The organism is Rheinheimera oceanensis (assembly GCF_018831085.1).
In the GTDB taxonomy this organism is placed as follows: domain Bacteria; phylum Pseudomonadota; class Gammaproteobacteria; order Enterobacterales; family Alteromonadaceae; genus Alishewanella; species Alishewanella oceanensis.
This window is the reverse complement of record NZ_JAGPNM010000001.1, coordinates 28,068-46,649: the sequence shown is the minus strand read 5'-3', so window position 1 is coordinate 46,649 and position 18,582 is coordinate 28,068. Positions and strand designations below refer to the sequence as shown.

Sequence of the window (18,582 nt, the reverse complement as noted above, 5' to 3'; positions counted from 1 at the left end):
TTTATGAGCTAACAAACCAATGCAGCCGACCACTAATGCGTCGACTGATTGATGCGTTGCAGTTTAAGCAATTAGTCAGGAGATAGAAGTGAGCAACACCAAAAACGATAATTTTTTCTGGCCAGATGTTAGTTCGTTGGAATCTGCCAAGAAAGCTGTGGGCTATGGCGTGGGAGCTGCCGGGCTCGTCGCTGTGTTGACTGCTGCTTTTGCAACGTGGGCTTTAGTATCTCAAAGCACCGTAGTTAGTTTTATCGATGCTTGGGCATATGTTGATGCAGTGTTATTCACACTGATTGCATTTGGTATTTATAAAGAAAGCCGTTTCGCTGCAGTATTTGGGCTTTTAGTATTTATTGCTGAAAAGCTTTATCAAATCCATATTACCGAAAAGTTTGATGGCGCTGTAATGGCTGGATTCATTACTGTATTTTTTATTTCGTCTGTCCGTGGAACGTTCGCGTTGCATCGACTACGTAGCAAACCTAACAAGGTGGAGAATACAACGTCTTAAAATTATACGATTTTTAGTTTTTTGTTGCTGCAGCAACGCTCAAAAATTCGCGCATCTATATATCTGCAAGGAGCATCTTATGAAAACTATTTTACTAACGTTGTTGCTAACTTCAGCGGTGTTTACTGCAAACATAAACGCCAGTGAACTCTTTACCATGTCGTCAAAAGAAAGAGGTATAACGGCCTTTGATTATGTGGTCACTGAAGTAGCAAGAGAAAACGGTTATTCGACGTTAAACATACCTGGATTTCAGCAGCGTTCTGCGCCAGCTTCCCGATGGATGATGTGCGTTTATACAGAATTGGCAATTGAGCGTAAATCAACCTTGTGGGCCGCGATTTATAATGACAACACTGGTGATACGGTAACCGTTGTATTTCCTCAGTCTGATTCCTTAGACGATCCCGCTTTTGCTAACGTTGATGCGCTAGGCGCTGCACCTCAAATTATGTCAGTTATCAACTTTATAAAGTTTTGTGGGTTAAATTAGACCACTACAAAGCAATAAATAGAGCAGATAAAAATGCATATTACTGCCTCCGGAGATCCATGCTAAACACCGAAAGAGTTAAAGCAAACAGCTATACCGATGCTTATATTGGCAAGGTAGTGTGGAGCCCCGTTAAGTCTGTTTGGTTTCTTGCTAATTTGTTTGTGGCTGTACTTGTGGCCCCCGTAGTAGCAACGCTTTCGTCGGTTGGTATATTTATAGTGCTGACCGCAATCACTTTGTGCTTTGGTCACTCGCTTGGTATGCACAGACTTTTGATCCACAGATCATACGAATGCCCTAAATGGATGGAGTATCTGTTTGTTTACCTTGGAACTCTGGTAGGTATGGCCGGGCCAATTGGCATGATAAAACAACATGACTTGCGGGATTGGGCGCAGCGCCAAACCCGCTGTCATAATTACCTGTTACATGGCTCCGGAATGTTAAAGGATGCCTGGTGGCAACTAAACTGCGACCTGCGGTTAGCAAACGGGCCTGAATTTAATATCGAAGACAAGGTTCTTTCTGACCGGTTTTACCGGTTTATTGAAAAAGCATGGCTGCTGCAACAACTGGTAGTTGCCATACCATTATATTGGATTGGCGGCCTGAGCTGGCTGGTTTGGGGCGTGTCAGTACGGATAGTGGTATCAGTAGGTGGCCACTGGCTTATAGGCTATTTCGCACACAATGATGGTGAACGCACCTGGCGGGTAGAAGGTGCTGCTGTGCAGGGGCATAATATTCGCCTGGCAGGCCTGCTTTCCATGGGGGAGGCCTGGCACAATAATCATCATGCCTATCCTGGTTCAGCAATGCTGGGGCTCTATACCGATGAACCAGATCCGGGCTGGTGGGTGCTAAATGCACTGCATAACTTAGGTATTGTTAAGAATATTCGCTTGCCACAACAGTTACCTGCACGGGCAGAGTTAGTTACCGAAGCTATCAATCTGGACAGGCGGGTAGAGCGGGTGCCGGAAGATTGTAAGATCGCAAAGTTTATCAGAAGAGGCAGGCAATAAAGCCAGATGCAGCCGTTTGAAGGCGCACAGGCTTAAGTAACCAGGCTATAAATCGCTACCCCAATGGCAATAACAGAAACAATACTGCTGCCCAACACTAAAGCTTTATAGGTAGCAACCTGTCGCTGTGCTTCTACTGATGCCTCCTCGGCAGAGGTAATAACCTTTTGTAATTGCTCGGCAATAATATGCAGCGACTGGGCATTTTTTGTTACCGCATCCTGCAACTCTGTAATTTGCTGTGCAACCACAGGGTCTGACTTGGCCGCTTCTGATTTTGAGGTAAACGCCGGAATAGCGCTGGTGGCTATTGTTGTCAGATAAGGAGCAAGCGCCTTGATAAGTGGAATAATTTGTACTGCCATAAGTTACCCTGATAAGTTGCCACGCCAAAAATATTGTACTCAAAATAGCCGTTAACGCCTTTTTCAGCAATCGTTTAGCTGCCATCACTATGGTTGGCTGTAGCGCAATGCTGACAATAGGCTCTTATTATTTAGCCATCTAAACGTATAGAAGTTGACTTTGAGGCTGCTTTTGCGCAAAGTAGCGCTTATGTCAGTTAACCGGGTATGGCTATGCCTATTAAAGTGATCGATCAGTTGCCGGCGGTAGAAGCGCTGTCGGCCGAAAATGTGTTTGTAATGACCGAAAGCCGGGCGCAGTCGCAGGATATCCGGCCGTTGAAAATTGCTATTTTAAATTTAATGCCTAATAAAATAGCTACCGAAATTCAGCTATTGCGTTTACTGGCCAACAGCCCGCTACAGGTGGATGTTGACTTGCTGCGCATTGACGACCATGTCAGTAAAAACACGCCGCCAAGCCATTTAAACTGCTTTTACCGTTATTTCTCAGAAGTGCAGCAGCAAAAGTATGATGGCCTTATTATTACCGGTGCGCCGCTGGGGCTGGTTGATTATGAAGATGTCACCTACTGGGCGCAGTTTGGCGATATTTTGCGCTGGGCCGATAACAATGTTACCTCGACCTTATTTTTGTGCTGGGCGGCACATGCGGCGCTGTATCAATACTATGGTTTGCAGCGTGAAATCCGCGGTGAAAAATTATCCGGTGTGTACTGGCAGCAGGTAAGCCAGCCGCTGTGCCCGTTGGTGCGCGGTTTTGATGACGAGTTTTTAGTGCCGCATTCGCGCTATGCCCAGGTGCCGAAGCAAAAATACCAGCAGCATGACGACTTACATATTCTGGCCGAAGCTGATGTAACCGGTGCTTATTTACTGCAAAACAGCAGTGGCAGCCGGGTGTTTGTTACCGGCCACCCGGAATACGATTTAACCACGCTGGATGAAGAATATCAGCGCGATTTAGCTGCCGGTGTGGCGGCCAAGCTGCCGGAAAACTACTACCGCCACAATGACCCCTTGCAAGGGCCGCAAAAGCTGTGGCAAAGTCACGCCTTTTTACTGTTCAGTAACTGGCTGAACTATTATGTTTATCAGGCCACGCCGTTTGAGTTAAGCCAAATTGGCCGCAGCGCTTAAGCTAATTAGAATTACAACGAGCACTTTATGACTGCAAGACTAACGCCTGAACATTTTCGTAAGCTGTTATCTGAGCGTATTTTTATTCTTGATGGCGCTATGGGTACCATGATCCAGCAGCATCGCCTGCAAGAAGCCGATTACCGTGGCAGCGAATTTGCCAATTGGCCGTGCGATGTAAAAGGCAACAATGATTTACTGGTATTAAGCCAGCCGGATCTGATTACCGATATTCACCGTCAGTATCTGCTGGCTGGCGCCGATATTGTCGAAACCAACAGCTTTAATGCTACCAGTATTGCCATGGCCGATTACCAGATGGAAAGTTTATCGGCACGGATTAACCGTGAATCTGCCGCCTTAGCACGGAAAGTATGCGATGAAGTAACCAAGCTTGAGCCACATAAGCCGCGCTTTGTCGCTGGCGTGCTCGGGCCAACTAACCGCACAGCGTCGATATCACCGGATGTAAATGACCCCGGTTTTCGCAATGTTAGCTTTGATGAATTAGTGGATGCTTATACCGAATCAACCCATGCTTTAATTGAAGGTGGCGCCGACATTATTATGCTGGAAACCATTTTCGATACGCTAAATGCAAAAGCGGCGGCCTTTGCGGTGTTAAAAGTATTTGATGAAGTGGGTTTTAAACTGCCGGTAATGATCTCCGGTACTATTACCGATGCCTCCGGCCGTACTTTGTCAGGGCAAACCACTGAGGCTTTTTACTACAGCCTGGCCCATGTTGAACCGGTGTGTTTTGGCCTTAACTGCGCCCTGGGCCCGGATTTACTGCGGCCTTATGTTGAAACCTTATCTGGTGTGTCTGAGGCTTATGTATCAGTACACCCTAATGCCGGTTTGCCTAACGAATTTGGCGAATATGATCTGGGTGCCACTGAAATGGCCGCAGAAATTAGCGATTGGGCCAAACAAGGCTTTTTAAATATTGTCGGCGGATGCTGTGGTACTACGCCAGAGCATATTAAAGCCATAGCGGATGCGGTAAAAAATGCGCCGCCACGCCAGCCCAAAGCGCCCAGCCATAGTTTTCATTTAGCTGGCCTTGAAGCCTTTTCTCTGGAGTGGTAATGCAGCAACAGGCCCGATTTATTAATGTTGGTGAGCGGACTAACGTAACCGGCTCGGCAAAGTTTAAAAAGCTGATTTTAAACGGCGATTTTGAAGCCGCGCTGGATGTAGCACGCCAGCAGGTAGAAAACGGTGCTCAGATCATCGATATCAACATGGATGAAGCCATGCTCGATAGCAAGGCTGCTATGGTGCGTTACCTGCAGCTGTTAGCCTCAGAGCCCGATATTTCACGGGTACCGGTTATGGTCGACTCGTCGAAGTGGGACATTATTGAAGCGGCGCTTAAGTGCATTCAGGGCAAGGCGGTGGTTAACTCCATTTCGCTAAAAGAGGGCGAAGCGCCGTTTTTACAGCAGGCGCGTTTGCTACGTCGCTATGGTGCCGCAGTGGTAGTAATGGCGTTTGACGAACAAGGCCAGGCCGATACCAAGGCGCGTAAGGTCGAAATTTGCCAACGTGCTTATAACATCCTCACTGAACAAATTGGTTTTCCGCCACAGGACATTATTTTTGACCCGAATATTTTTGCCGTTGCCACCGGCATTGAAGAGCACAACAACTACGCGGTAGATTTTATTGAAGCCACCCGCGAGATCAAGCGCCTGTGCCCGCATGCGAAAATCTCCGGTGGTGTATCCAATGTATCGTTCTCATTTCGTGGCAACGATGCGGTGCGCGAAGCTATTCACTCGGTGTTTTTATACCATGCTATAGCTGCCGGTATGGATATGGGTATAGTTAACGCTGGCCAGCTTACCGTATATGACGATATTCCTGAGCTACTGAAAGAGCGCGTAGAAGACGTTATTCTTAACCGCCGCAGTGATGCCACCGAGCGCTTGCTGGATATTGCTGCGCAGTTTAAAGGCGATGGCAGTGTGGCCGAAAAGGCCGATGATGCCTGGCGCAGCCTGCCGGTAAACAAAAGGCTGGAACATGCGCTGGTTAAGGGCATTACCGACTTTATTGATATTGACACCGAAGAAGCACGCTTACAGGCGGAAAAACCGCTGCATGTAATTGAAGGGCCGTTGATGGACGGCATGAACGTAGTGGGCGATTTGTTCGGCGAAGGCAAAATGTTTCTGCCACAGGTCGTGAAATCGGCGCGGGTAATGAAAAAAGCCGTAGCTTATTTACAGCCTTTTATCGAGCTGGAAAAGGAAGGCGGCAGGGCTCAGGGCAAGGTGCTGCTGGCCACGGTAAAAGGCGATGTGCATGATATCGGCAAAAATATTGTCGGTGTAGTGCTGCAATGTAATAACTTTGAAGTGATTGATTTGGGTGTAATGGTGCCTTGTGCTGAGCTGTTACGCGTAGCCAAAGAGCACAATGTGGATGTTATCGGCTTATCCGGCCTGATTACACCGTCGCTGGATGAAATGGTGCATGTCGCCAAAGAGATGACACGTTTGGGTTTTACCCAGCCGCTGTTAATTGGCGGTGCCACCACTTCAAAGGCCCATACCGCGGTAAAAATTGAACCAAACTATGCGAACGGCGTGGTGTATGTACCTAACGCCTCACGTAGTGTATCTGTGGTGCAATCACTTATTACACCACAGAGCAAAGCGGATTATTTAGCACGGATTAAACACGAATATACCGTGGCGCGCGAGCAACATGCCCGTAGCCGCCCCGGTGAAAAACTGCTGAGTTTTAACGAGGCAAAAGCGAATAAATTCCGGCTTGATCTCAGCAAAGTAGCCCCGGCACCAAACCAACCCGGCGTGCACCTGTGGCAGGATGTCGATTTAAACCTGTTGCGTGATTATATCGACTGGACGCCATTCTTTTTAACCTGGCAGTTATCCGGCAAGTACCCGGCAATACTAAACCATGCTGAAGTTGGTATAGAAGCGCGCAAGCTGTTTAAAGACGCCAATGCCATGCTGGATACCATGATTAACGGCGGCCATGTTAAAGGTAAAGCGGTATTTGGTTTATTCCCGGCCAATAGCGACGGTGAAGATATTGTGGTTTATACCGATGAGAGCCGTAGCATCGAAAAGGCCCGTTTATATAACCTGCGCCAGCAACTGCAGCTTAGAAATAATGCGCCCAATTACAGCCTGGCCGATTTTATTGCGCCGGTGGCTAGCGGCGTAAAAGATTATATTGGCGGCTTTGCTGTTAGCACCGGTTTTGGCGCCGATGAATTTGCCGCTAAGTTTGCTGCCGAACACGATGATTACAACAGCATTATGGTAAAAGCGCTGGCCGACCGCTTAGCAGAGGCTTTAGCTGAATACCTGCATTTAAAAGTGCGGCGCGAGTATTGGGGCTATGCCGCCGCAGAGCAACTGGATAACGAGCAACTTATTCGCGAGCTGTACCAGGGCATCCGCCCGGCGCCGGGTTACCCGGCCTGCCCGGAACACACTGAAAAAGGCACACTGTGGCAGTTGCTGGATGTAGAGGCGCAAACCGGTATTCAGCTTACCGAAAGCTATGCCATGTGGCCCGGTGCCGCGGTAAGCGGCTGGTATTTTGGCCACCCCGACAGCAAATATTTTACCGTTAGCAAAATTGACGTTGATCAGCTTAACGAGTACGCAGCAAAAAAGGGCTGGAGCCCTGAGCAGGCGCAAAGCTGGTTGGCGCCTAACCTGCGCTAGCCGTTAAGCAGCAGTAATGTGGCTAAGTGATTGTTATAAAATGAAACGTTGTTGTTTCTGTTATGGCGAATAACTTGCGTTTACTCTGTGCTGTCAGGTAAAAACGTCTAAGCTTAATTAAAAGTATGACGGAGTGGAGTATGGCTGGAAAAGGATGGATAGTAGCTTGCCTGTTGGTATGTCAGTCAGTGTGGGCCGCGCCACTTACGGTGTTGGTGGGACAACACAAACCACCTTATATTAAGCTGGAGACTGTCAGCGGTTACGAAATCGAGCTGCTGCGTGAAATAGTCAGGCGCATGGGCTATGAAGCCGAGTTCACTTTTTTACCCAACTCCCGCATTCGCAGCCAACTGGAAAGTGGCTTTGGTGATATTGCCAGTTTGCAGCCTAATGAGCCGGATGAGCCCGGATTGTTTTTCTCCCAGCCTTATATCCGTTATCAGAACGTGGTGGTGGCGCGGCAAAGCGACGAATTAACCCTGCAGCATCCTGCGGATATGGCCGGGCTGACAACCGTAGCGTTTCAGGGAGCGAAGGTGGTGCTCGGCGCTGACTACCGCGATGCAATGGCGTTGCAGCCCGGCTATCTGGAAACAGTGGATCAGCAAGCTCAGGTTGAAATGCTGTTTAGTGGCCGCGTTAAAGCGATAGTGTTGGATCGGAATATCTTTACTTACCACCAGCAAGAATCGAAACGTGCGCTGCCGGTAGTAATTCACGAACTGTTTGGCTCAACCTTATACCGGGCGGCTTTCCGTGATCCGGTATTACAGCGTCGTTTTGATCAGGCGTTACTTAGCGTACTGCTGGACAACTGGTACGAGCAACTACAGTTAAAATATCTGCTGCAGCTTAACCAGGAACTGCCAAACCGGTTTTATTGCAACGACATGCAAACTGCCAACAAATAGTAACCGGCTGGCTAACGCCATTGCCCCAGCAGTGTTGCCAGTGTAGTAGCGTCTATCGGTTTGGTTAGCATGTCGTTCATACCAGCTTGCAGGCATTGCTGACGTACATGCTCAGAATGATGCGCTGTCATGGCGATAATCGGGGTGTTTGCAAAGCTGCTGTATTGGCGTAACCGGCGTGCCGTGTCATAACCGTTAAGCCCCGGCATTTCTATATCCATTAACACTAAGCTGATAGGATGTTGCGTTGCATACTGTAACGCCTGTTCGCCGTTGTTGGCGCTAATTACTTTGTGCCCGAGTTTTTGCAGAATAATTTGCGCCAGAGCCTGGTTAAAATAATTGTCTTCTACCAGTAGTACTGTATGCGTAAATGTTTTGTCGTTAGCCAGTTGCAGTGGCGACGGGACGTTAGTTTCCAGGCTGTCAGTACTGGCGGCTTTAAACTGCACCGCAAAGCTAAAGCTGCTGCCATGACCTTCGCTGCTTTTAACATTAAGTTTACTGCCCATCAATGCCAGCAGCCGCTGACAAATGGTCAAACCCAGACCGGTGCCGCCGTATTTACGGCTGATAGAGCTATCGGCCTGGCTAAATGCGGTAAACAAACGTTCCTGCTGTGCTTCACTGATGCCAATGCCGGTGTCGGTAACAGTAAACTGTAACAGGCAGTTATCGGCACTACCAATCGGGCTTACTGTCAGGCTGACACTGCCGCGTTCGGTAAATTTTATGGCGTTACTGAGTAGGTTAATTAACACCTGGCTTAGCCGCAGTGCGTCGCCGTTTAGTACCGGCGGGATACTGTTGTCCAGCTCCAGCGAAAAACTCAGCCACTTTTGCTGTAACTGAGCGCTAAACATGTCGGTAACCTGCAAGACAGTTTGTTGCAAATGAAACGGCGCTTGCTCCAGCTCCAGTTTACCGGCTTCTATTTTGGAAAAATCCAAAATGTCATTAATAATGCTTAACAGAATTTTTCCTGAGGCACGAATTTTAGCAAGATAGCTCTGCTGGGTTTTAGCATCCTGGCTGTGTTGTGCCAGTTCTGCAAAACCGAGTACGGCATTTAGCGGTGTACGCAGTTCATGGCTCATATTGGCGAGAAACTCGCTTTTGGCTGCAGTAGCAGACTCTGCCGTGTGTTTGGCTTGCTGTAATTGCTGCATAGTGTGTTGCAGGTGCAGCGTGCGTTGCTCGATTAAGGTTGTAAGTTGCTGTTTTTCTGCTGTTAATTGGTGAGTCCGCCATTTTAGCAGCAGGTACACCAGGGCCGCTGCCAGCAAGGTGTACAGCAACCACGCTAATGGGCTGGCATACCACGGATGAGCAATATTAATGTTCAGTGGTGCCGAGAGCTGTAAATTACCCTGATAATCCAGGCTGCGGACCATAAACTGGTAATCACCGGCGGGCAGGTTGGTGTAATCGCGGTATAACTCGTTACTCCAGCCCGACCAGTTTTTGTCGTGGCCCTGTAGTTTCACCTGAAACTGCGGCAAAAATAGGTGGCTAAAGTTGGGGCTGGCATATTCAAACCGTAGCCCTGTGCTGGCCGCATCCAGCTTTAGCTGCGCAGGCAGGGCGCCACCGCTGTAGAACACATTGCCGTCCAGAGTTCTTAGTTGCCGTATTAACGGCAGCCGCGGCGGCAGGTTACGGTGTTCGGTGATAGCAAAACGGAAAATACCCTCAGCGCCACCAAACCACACCACATTTTGTTGATCGATCAGTAGCGTATCAAGCGGAATATCCTGCAATGGCAGCAAAGAGGAAGCCTGCCAGCGATATAAGCCATTATCGTCAGCAAATAATACCCCGGCCTGACGGCTGCCGGTGATATTGTCCCATGTTAGCAGCCAGAGGTTGTTGTGCTGATCTATTTGTGGATAACGTACCCAGGGTTGGGTGTCAGGGAAGGCGGCACCCAGCACCTTGTCGGCAACAAATTGCTCGCTTGTGCTGTCAAAACGGTAGAAACCACTGACTGTGGCAAACAGCAATTGTTGTTGGTACCAATGTACTGAGTTGCGGTTTTCACTGGGCAGGCCAGCCGTTTTATTAAAGCGTTTTACTACCAGCGGTACCGAGCTGCCACCCTGCCAGTTTTGTGGCAGGCTAAGACGGTAAATACCATGTGCCAGAGTACCCAGCCACAAATCACCACCGGCGGTTTCATAGATGCTGTTCAGATTGCCGCTAACGCCGGGCACGCGGCCTTCATCATGCCACTGGCCCTGCTCGTAGCGCATACTGGCCAGGCCATCCTGCAAGCCTACAAAAACCCGTTGTGGGTTTTGTACCGACTGATAGAGCACTTTGCTGGCCAGCTCTGACGGGCGAACCAGAGTAATGTCGTGCTGACGCAAAGCATAAACGCCATTACTGTTAGCAATAAGTAGCTGTTGCTCAAAACTGATAAAGTCCCAGGTTTGCTTTTGTACCTGGCTGATGGCTTCAAACTGATTCTGGCTGTTACGGCGGTATAAACCCAGGCTGGTGCCGGCATACAAGGCCCCGTTATGCTGATACAACGACAGCACATTGCCGTATAAGCCACTGGCGTTATTGTAGTAAGACAGCGCAGATGATAAATCAATCCTGCTCAGGCCATGGTCAAGTGCCAGCCACAAGCCTTGCTGGTGGTCCTGATATAGGGCTCTGATATTCTGATCTACCAGGCCAAACTGTTTGGTAATGTGGCTTTTTAACCGGCCATCTGCGCTAAGAATATATAAACCGTTTTGTGTGGTGCCCAGTGCAAAGTCGCCATTGGTTAATTTAATGCCGCTATAAAGCAGGGCTTGTGGTAATACATTGTCGATTTCAGTTTGCCAGCGCCTGACTCCGGTGTGATCCAGCAAAAACAGGCCATCTTCGCGGCTACCTGCCAGTAGGGTGTTGTCGTTATAGCTTTCCAGCATAAACACACTGGTGGTGGCAAAATGCTCAGAGCCTGGCAGCAGAGTAAAATCGCCTTGTCTCAGCTCCAGCAGGCCGGTGCCTTCTTCACGTACTATCAGGCGGTTATTCAGCCAGAATGCCTTGAGAAAAACACTGTTGCTGCTCCATACTCTGACATGTTGCGGCGTAAGCAGAAAAATATAATTGCGGCTGACAAAGTATACGCCATCGTCGGTGGCGAAGGTTTGTCGTATATCCTGAAAATTGCGCTGCTCTGGCGCAATGCGGTCAAGCAATGAAACATAACGGCTGCCAGAGGCGGAGCTGGTATCCAGATAGCCCAGTTCACCCTTAGAGCCAACATAAATACGGCCGTCTTTGGCCAGTGCCAGCGAGCGTACTACAGCTTTATTGCGGGTGGGGATCATACGCCAGTGGGCACCGTCATATTCCAGTATGCCTACGTTGTTGCCAACATAAATAAGGCCACGCTGATCCTGTACCAATGCCCAGTTTTGTGTGCCGCCGTTGTAATCTTTCGGCTTAAAGTTGCTTAGCAGCGGGGTACCGGACTGGCCGGATGACAATGCCAGCATAGGGCAGCTGCATAACAGCAACACTATATACAGCAGCATCCGGCAGTAGTTAAATTGGCTCTTCACTATGCTCAACCTCCTGTTCGCACAGCCCGATACGCTTGGTAATAGTCAGCAGGCTGTTTATCAGACAGGCTGAATGCGTATTGGTTTATTTGCGCAGTACTTTGTCCAGATAGCCCATGGCAAAGGCGGATAATACAAAAGTTATATGCATCAGCAAATACCACTGAATTTTATCGTTTGCGATGGTTTCAGTATTCATAAATACCTTTAACAGATGAATAGAAGAGATCGCTACAATAGATGCTGCTACTTTGTTTTTCAGCGAGCCGGAATCGAGCTTACCCAACCAACTGAGTTTGTCATCATTGCCTTCCAGATCCAGCCGTGAGACAAAGTTTTCATAACCGGAAAACATCACCATAACGATCAGACCGCCGACCAGGGCTATGTCAATTAATGACAACACCACCAGAATCAGTTCTACCTCTTTCATACTGAAAATGATTGGCAGAATATGAAACACTTCCTGAAAAAATTTAATACCAAGAGCCAGCAATGCCAGGCTTAAACCCAGATAAATAGGTGCCATAATCCAGCGCGATGCATACATCAGTCTTTCAATAAAATTTTCCATAATTTTTCCAGTCAATTTAGCAGCGTGTATTATGCTGCCATCGGGCTACAGGTCAAGTACAGCGGCACTGAATTTCAGCGCTTTATCACCTGGCGGTTACCGCATATTTGTGCACTTTACCGCAAGCCCGGCTTAGTGGTGGGCAGAATATGTTAGCGTTGCGCCGTTGAAGCTTACAGATGTTCCTATATGAGAAAAATTTATCGCTATATCGCTGTGTTGCTAACACTGTGCTGTAGCGCTGCTGCAGCTGACGAAGGCTTGTGGCAACCACAGCAGCTACCTGAATTAAAACAGCGGCTGGTCGCTCAAGGCTTGTTAACAGCGCAGCAGCAGGCTGATGCTTTCAGTGCTTTGCCATTAAATGCTCTGGTACGGTTAAATAACTGTAGTGCTGCTTTTGTGTCGAAGTCGGGTTTGTTGCTGACAAATTACGCCTGTGTGGCCGATAGCCTGCAGCAAGTTGGGTTTAGCACTCCTCAGCAAGAATTTTCAGCTGCCAACGCAGCAGACGAAATACCGTTGCCGGGTATCCGGGCTTTGCTGATCCGGCAGATACAAAATGTAACGGTACAGTTAAACCGCCAGCTTGATACTAATGCCAGTCCCGCAGAGCGGGCTATAGCGTTGCAGCAGCTGAGCCAGAAAATTATCGTTGAGTGTCAGCAGCGCAGCGACTATATATGTGAAGTGACCAGCCAGCACGATGGCCTGGAATATTATCTGGTTAAATCAGAGCCCATCGCGGAACTGCGGCTGGTACATTTACCGTTAGCGGCAGTATCACCTGAACAGGCACCAAACTGGGGCTGGCCACGATATCAGGCCGATTACGTTTTTTTACGTGCTTATACCGCAGGCAACACTGCCTTTAAACCCGCAGCACATTTAACCTTGTCGGCAAAAGGTATTACCGAGGGTGATACAGTAATGGCAGCCGCGTTTCCGCAGCAAAGTTCACGTTATGCCAGTGCTGATGAAGTTCGCTTTTTATTTGAACAATATTATCCGCAGTCGGTGCAGTATCGTCAGCAGGCGTTAGCGCTTATTACACAACTGGCGCCATCAGGTTCTGCCCGTGCCAGGCAGTATCAGGATCTGGTCCGCTCTTTACAGCAAAGCCTGATTGAAGAGCAAAATATGATTGCACGCTACCAGCAAAGTAGTTTGCAACAGAAAAAAGATATGGCAAGCCAGCAGCTTAATGCCTGGATTGCCGGTAGCCCGGTACGCCAGCAGCTATATCAGCCGCGGCTTGAGCGCCTGAAGCAACTTAGCGCACAGCAACAAATTATGGCGCAGCGTGATCTGGTACTAACCTATCTTAGCCGGGCTCAGTTACCTACTCTGGCCAGGCGTTTATACAGAGTGGCCCTGGCAAAACAACAGGCTAAGGACAGCACTGAACAACAGCAGGTTGCCAGCGAAGTGGCGCAGTTGCAGCAATTGATCAGCGAAATGCCGGAGCAGTTCGATGTGCGTGTAGATTTGGAGCTGGCGCTACATTTTTTGCGTCAGTATGCCAGTTTACCCCCGGCGGCCCGTATCGGTGCTTTAGATCATTATTTTGCCCTGGGTGATGGTTTTAACCAGGAAATTGTGCGGCACAAACTTGAAACTATGTACCGGGGCACCAGTCTGCGCGATGCTGAACAACGCAGCTTATGGCTGGAGCGCAGTGCAAAACAGTTTGAAAAAAGCCGCGATACCCTGCTTGGTTTCGCTGTTGCCATGCATAGTGTAGGCACAGAACTGGAACAGCAGCGGTTTGAACTGGCCAGCCAGTTGGCACAAATACGGCCTTTGGTAATGGAAATACATATGGCTTATGCTGAAGCAAACGGCGAGTTAGCCTATGCTGATGCCAATGGTACTTTGCGGCTGAGCTTTGGCACCGTTAAAGGCTATCAGCCGGTTGATGCGGTATGGTATCAGCCGTTCAGTACAGTGCAGGGCATGGCCGTGCAGCCACAAGCAAGTGCGTTAGCCACAACGGATACATCACTGCAGGTTAATTTTCTCAGCACCATAGATACCTGTGGGCGGGGTAGCAGTGCGCCCACTTTTAATACCCAAGGCCAGTTGGTCGGCCTGATGTTTTCCGGGGTGGCAGAAAACCAGCTGGCAAACTGGCACTATGATGCCAGGCGCAGCCGGGCTGTGCATCTGGATATCCGTTATCTGTTATGGCAATTGCGCCAGAGCAGTGCCAGCCGGCATTTACTGGACGAAATGGCTGTTAGTTTCTGAATATATCTGTATATAACCGCCCATCCGGGCGGTTATCCGTTATCCTCTCTTAATTTGCTGCATTTTGCAGTATCATAACCGCCAGTTTTATAGCAGCCGGGCTGCTATCTGTTTTGTGGAGTTATCGTGGATAAGCAGTTTAAGGTAAAACTTATTGTACGCCGGGTTAATGCACTGGCGTGTTTAAGCTGGTTTAAACAAAGCTGGGCTATTTTTATGCAAGCGCCGCTGGTGTGGGTGTTAATGTTTATCACGCTGGGGTTTATTGCGTTGGTTAGCCAGCTACACCCGCTAACCGCTATCCTTGGTATTTTACTTAACCCGTTTTTAACCGCCGGGGTGTATAAAAGCGTGGTTGCGGTGCAGCAAAAACAGAGCATTCAGTTTGTTAACTTGTTTCAGCCACTGCAGGAAACTGCATGCCGGGCTGTGTTTATCCGTATTGCGGCATTAAATATGCTGGCGTCAATCCCGCTTAGTGTGTTGGCGGCTGAATTACTGGAGCAGCAGCAACAACAAGCGGTTAGTGGTGCTTTAGTATTGCTGTTTGTTGTGGGCTTTTTACTTACCTGGATGGTATTTGCCTATGCCGTGGCCATTGCATACTTTTTGCAGGAGCGCCGGCTGCTGGCCATTATGCAGGCCAGCTTTATTGCCTGCTGGCGTAATATTACCGCGCTGGTAGTATTTGGCCTCTTGAGTATGGGGTTAATAATGCTTACCATGCCAACGCTGTTTATCGGTTTATTGCTGGTGATACCGCTGCTGAATATCGCATTCTTTTTATCATTTAATGAGTTTTTTGCGCTGCAGGTTAAACCCACAGATGACGCCGTGCTGGAAGTGTAACCTTGGCAGATCTTGCTGAATTAAAACACATGGCGCTGAATTGGCTGAGCCGGCGCGATTACAGCGAAGCCCAGTTAAGCCAGCGCTTAAGCCGCCAGGGTGGTGAAGCGGGCGATATTGCGAAGGTCATTGCCTGGTGCAAAGCCGAAAACTACCTTGATCAGCAGCGTTTTATCAGTATGTTAGTGCGTAGCCGGGTAAATAAGGGCTATGGCCTGGGCTATATAGTGCAGGAATGCCGCCAGCAAAACATCAGCCGTGAACAGGTATTGCAGTGCGCCGCAGAGCTGGAAATAGATTGGTTTGCTCTGGCGCAGCAACTGTATCAAAAGAAATATGGCCAAAGCACAGTAACAGAATATAAAGACAAGTTTAAACGCATGGCGTATATGCAGCGCCGTGGCTTTAGTAACGAACAAATTCAATTTGCCATTAATCAAACAGAGTAAAACCCAAGCGGACAGGATTTTTCCATGACAATGACATCGGCCAGTATCAGGCGCGCCTTTTTAGATTATTTTGCCAGCAAACAGCACCAGGTAGTGGCCAGCAGTTCGCTGATCCCGGGCAACGATGCCACCTTGCTGTTTACCAATGCCGGTATGGTGCAGTTTAAAGACGTATTTCTCGGCCAGGACCCGCGCAGTTATAACCGGGCGGTATCTGCCCAGCGCTGCGTGCGCGCCGGTGGTAAACATAACGATCTGGAAAATGTCGGTTATACCGCCCGCCACCATACGTTTTTTGAAATGCTGGGTAACTTCAGTTTTGGCGATTACTTTAAACAGGAAGCTATTGCCTATGCCTGGGAGTTTTTGACAGAGGTGGTGAAACTACCCAAAGAAAAACTCTGGGTTACCGTGTATGAAACCGACGATGAAGCCTACGATATCTGGTTAACACAAGTGGGGGTACCGGCTGAGCGGATTATCCGTATTGGCGATAATAAAGGCGCACCTTATGCGTCGGATAACTTCTGGGCCATGGGAGACACCGGCCCGTGCGGCCCATGTACCGAGATTTTTTATGATCATGGCGAACATATCTGGGGCGGCCCACCGGGATCGCCGGAAGAAGATGGCGATCGCTATATTGAGATCTGGAATATCGTGTTTATGCAGTTTAACCGCCACAGCGATGGCCGGATGGAAAAACTGCCTAAACCCAGTGTTGATACCGGCATGGGGCTGGAACGTATCGCCGCTATTTTGCAGCACGTACACAGCAACTATGAAATTGACACCTTTGTTGCGCTGATTAAAGCGGCCGCTGATGCCACCGGCGCCACTGATTTAACCGATAAATCATTACGTGTGGTAGCAGATCATATCCGCAGTTGTGCCTTTTTAATTGTCGACGGTGTGCAGCCGTCGAACGAGGGACGTGGTTATGTGTTGCGCCGTATAGTGCGCCGTGCTGTGCGTCACGGTAATAAGCTGGGCGCTAAAGGTGCATTTTTCTATCAACTGGTGGCGGCTTTGGTAGCGCAGATGGGGGAGGCTTATCCTGAACTGGCTGAAAAGCAGGCGGTGGTAGAAAAAATACTAAAACTGGAAGAAGAGCAGTTTGGTAAAACACTGGAACGTGGTCTGGTTATTCTCGAAGATGCCTTAGCCGGCTTAACCGGTACCGAATTACCCGGCGAGCTGGTATTTAAGCTGTATGACACTTACGGTTTCCCGGTTGATTTAACCAACGATGTAGCCCGCGAACGTAACCTGACGATTGATCAGGCCGGTTTTGATGCTGCCATGGCACAGCAGCGCAAACGCGCCCAGCAGGCATCTAACTTTGGTGCAGATTACAACGCCACATTAACTTCAAGCCAGCAAACGGCCTTTACCGGCTATGAGCAGGAATTTGGCAATGCAGTAGTCGTGGAAATTTTACGCGATGGCCAGGTTGTAAACAGCCTTAGCGATGGTGAGCAGGCGCTGGTTATACTGGATAAAACGCCGTTTTATGCCGAATCCGGCGGCCAGATGGGTGATACCGGCAGTTTAACACTGGCCAACGGTGCGGTGTTCACTGTACAGGACACCATTAAGCTGGCCAAAGCTTTCGCACATAAAGGCTATATCAGCGGTGCTTTAACCGTGGGCGACAATGTAGATGCGCAAATAGACAGCGCGCGCCGTAGCGCTATTAAGCAAAACCATTCTGCTACGCACTTATTACATGCAGCGCTGCGTAAAGTGCTGGGTGAGCATGTAACGCAAAAAGGCTCACTGGTAGGTCCCGATCGGCTACGGTTTGACTTTAGCCATTTTGAAGCGGTAAAAGCAGAAGAGCTGCGTACCATTGAACAGCTGGTTAATGAGCAAATTCAGCAGAATCATCTGTTACAAACCAGATTAATGCCAATTGACCAGGCAAAGGCTGCCGGTGCTATGGCGCTGTTTGGCGAAAAATATGATGATGAAGTACGCGTACTGAGCATGGGCGAATTTTCGATTGAGCTGTGCGGTGGTACTCACGTTACACGCACCGGTGATATTGGCCTGTGTAAAATAGTGTCTGAAAGCGGTATTGCCTCCGGTGTACGCCGGATTGAAGCCGTTAGCGGTGCCCCAGCTGTGGCTTTTGTGCAGCAACTGGAACAGCAGGCACAAAGCGTAGCCAGTGCGCTTAAAGGCGATATATTCAGCATTAGCGAGCGGGTACAGCAAACGCTGGAGCGCAGCAAAGGGCTGGAAAAAGAAATAGAGCAGCTAAAAGCCAAACTGGCCAGCCATGCCGGAGCCTCGTTGCTGGATCAGGCGCAACAGGTAGCCGGTGCTACGGTGCTGGTCGCGCAACTCCCCGCTACGGAACCCAAAGCACTGCGTACTATGCTTGACGAGCTGAAAAATAAACTCAGCTCAGGCGTGATTTTACTGGCCACGGTAAATGATGACAAAATCAGCTTAATTGCTGGTGTTACGGCTGATTTAACAACTAAAGTACATGCTGGCCAGCTGGTTGGCTGGGCTGCTGAACAGTTAGGCGGCAAAGGTGGCGGCAGGCCAGATATGGCACAGGCTGGCGGTGCAGATGTAGCAGCATTGCCGCAGGTGCTGAATGAGGCAAAAGCGAACATCGCGGTAAAACTAAGCTAAACTGCTTGAATTAGTATAAAGAAGGGCGCTGGCGCCTTTCTTTACTGATCTTGCAGCGCTGTGTTGCCGTAACAAGAC

Annotated in this window: 14 protein-coding genes; 11 read left to right on the top strand and 3 right to left on the bottom strand. The window is 49.0% G+C overall.

Annotated features, from left to right (window positions below; genetic code table 11):
• The first annotated feature begins 88 nt into the window (after nucleotides 1-88).
• The 3 genes from J3B89_RS00190 (at nucleotide 89) to J3B89_RS00180 (ending at nucleotide 2,035) form a co-directional block, all read left to right on the top strand.
• Complete coding sequence (locus J3B89_RS00190) at nucleotides 89-514, top strand: hypothetical protein (protein ID WP_215395510.1); 426 nt, start codon at nucleotides 89-91, stop codon at nucleotides 512-514.
• Nucleotides 515-593: 79 nt separating this feature from the next.
• The gene (locus J3B89_RS00185; RefSeq protein ID WP_215395509.1) at nucleotides 594-1,007 is read left to right on the top strand and encodes a hypothetical protein; all 414 of its coding nucleotides are present in this window, start codon (nucleotides 594-596) and stop codon (nucleotides 1,005-1,007) included.
• A gap of 275 nt (nucleotides 1,008-1,282) precedes the next feature.
• Complete coding sequence (locus J3B89_RS00180) at nucleotides 1,283-2,035, top strand: acyl-CoA desaturase (RefSeq protein WP_215395508.1); 753 nt, start codon at nucleotides 1,283-1,285, stop codon at nucleotides 2,033-2,035.
• Between the two features lie 32 nt (nucleotides 2,036-2,067).
• Here the strand turns inward: J3B89_RS00180 and J3B89_RS00175 are convergent, their stop codons facing one another.
• The gene (locus J3B89_RS00175) at nucleotides 2,068-2,400 is read right to left on the bottom strand and encodes a hypothetical protein (RefSeq protein WP_215395507.1); all 333 of its coding nucleotides are present in this window, start codon (nucleotides 2,398-2,400) and stop codon (nucleotides 2,068-2,070) included.
• 213 nt (nucleotides 2,401-2,613) lie between these two features.
• Between J3B89_RS00175 and J3B89_RS00170 the strand changes: the two genes are divergently transcribed.
• From J3B89_RS00170 to J3B89_RS00160, 4 genes are all read left to right on the top strand, one after another.
• The gene (locus tag J3B89_RS00170) at nucleotides 2,614-3,540 is read left to right on the top strand and encodes a homoserine O-succinyltransferase (RefSeq protein WP_215395506.1); all 927 of its coding nucleotides are present in this window, start codon (nucleotides 2,614-2,616) and stop codon (nucleotides 3,538-3,540) included.
• Between the two features lie 27 nt (nucleotides 3,541-3,567).
• On the top strand, nucleotides 3,568-4,632 hold the full coding sequence (locus tag J3B89_RS21460; RefSeq protein ID WP_349814172.1) for a homocysteine S-methyltransferase family protein: 1,065 nt from the start codon (nucleotides 3,568-3,570) through the stop codon (nucleotides 4,630-4,632).
• Nucleotides 4,632-7,253: a methionine synthase gene (gene metH / locus J3B89_RS00165; RefSeq protein ID WP_349814171.1), complete on the top strand. Its 2,622-nt coding sequence runs from the start codon at nucleotides 4,632-4,634 to the stop codon at nucleotides 7,251-7,253. Before J3B89_RS21460 ends, metH begins: the two co-directional genes overlap by 1 nt.
• 140 nt (nucleotides 7,254-7,393) lie before the next feature.
• Nucleotides 7,394-8,167: a substrate-binding periplasmic protein gene (locus J3B89_RS00160; protein WP_215395505.1), complete on the top strand. Its 774-nt coding sequence runs from the start codon at nucleotides 7,394-7,396 to the stop codon at nucleotides 8,165-8,167.
• Between the two features lie 11 nt (nucleotides 8,168-8,178).
• Here J3B89_RS00160 and J3B89_RS00155 read toward each other — a convergent pair whose 3' ends face one another.
• Both J3B89_RS00155 and J3B89_RS00150 read right to left on the bottom strand, forming a co-directional pair.
• A complete protein-coding gene (locus J3B89_RS00155) occupies nucleotides 8,179-11,733 on the bottom strand; it encodes a hybrid sensor histidine kinase/response regulator (protein ID WP_349814170.1) in 3,555 nt (1,184 codons plus the stop codon).
• Between the two features lie 85 nt (nucleotides 11,734-11,818).
• Nucleotides 11,819-12,307 (bottom strand): TIGR00645 family protein, encoded by a 489-nt coding sequence (locus J3B89_RS00150; protein WP_215395504.1) that lies wholly within the window; start codon nucleotides 12,305-12,307, stop codon nucleotides 11,819-11,821.
• Nucleotides 12,308-12,496: 189 nt separating this feature from the next.
• On the opposite strand from J3B89_RS00150, the gene J3B89_RS00145 reads away from it, so the two are divergent.
• From J3B89_RS00145 to alaS, 4 genes are all read left to right on the top strand, one after another.
• On the top strand, nucleotides 12,497-14,557 hold the full coding sequence (locus J3B89_RS00145; protein WP_215395503.1) for a S46 family peptidase: 2,061 nt from the start codon (nucleotides 12,497-12,499) through the stop codon (nucleotides 14,555-14,557).
• Nucleotides 14,558-14,683: 126 nt separating this feature from the next.
• A complete protein-coding gene (locus J3B89_RS00140) occupies nucleotides 14,684-15,406 on the top strand; it encodes a DUF2189 domain-containing protein (RefSeq protein ID WP_285895580.1) in 723 nt (240 codons plus the stop codon).
• 2 nt (nucleotides 15,407-15,408) lie between these two features.
• Nucleotides 15,409-15,855: a regulatory protein RecX gene (locus tag J3B89_RS00135; RefSeq protein ID WP_251372130.1), complete on the top strand. Its 447-nt coding sequence runs from the start codon at nucleotides 15,409-15,411 to the stop codon at nucleotides 15,853-15,855.
• A 30-nt stretch (nucleotides 15,856-15,885) separates the two neighbouring features.
• Nucleotides 15,886-18,504: an alanine--tRNA ligase gene (gene alaS, locus J3B89_RS00130; protein ID WP_433915362.1), complete on the top strand. Its 2,619-nt coding sequence runs from the start codon at nucleotides 15,886-15,888 to the stop codon at nucleotides 18,502-18,504.
• Nucleotides 18,505-18,582 lie beyond the last annotated feature (78 nt).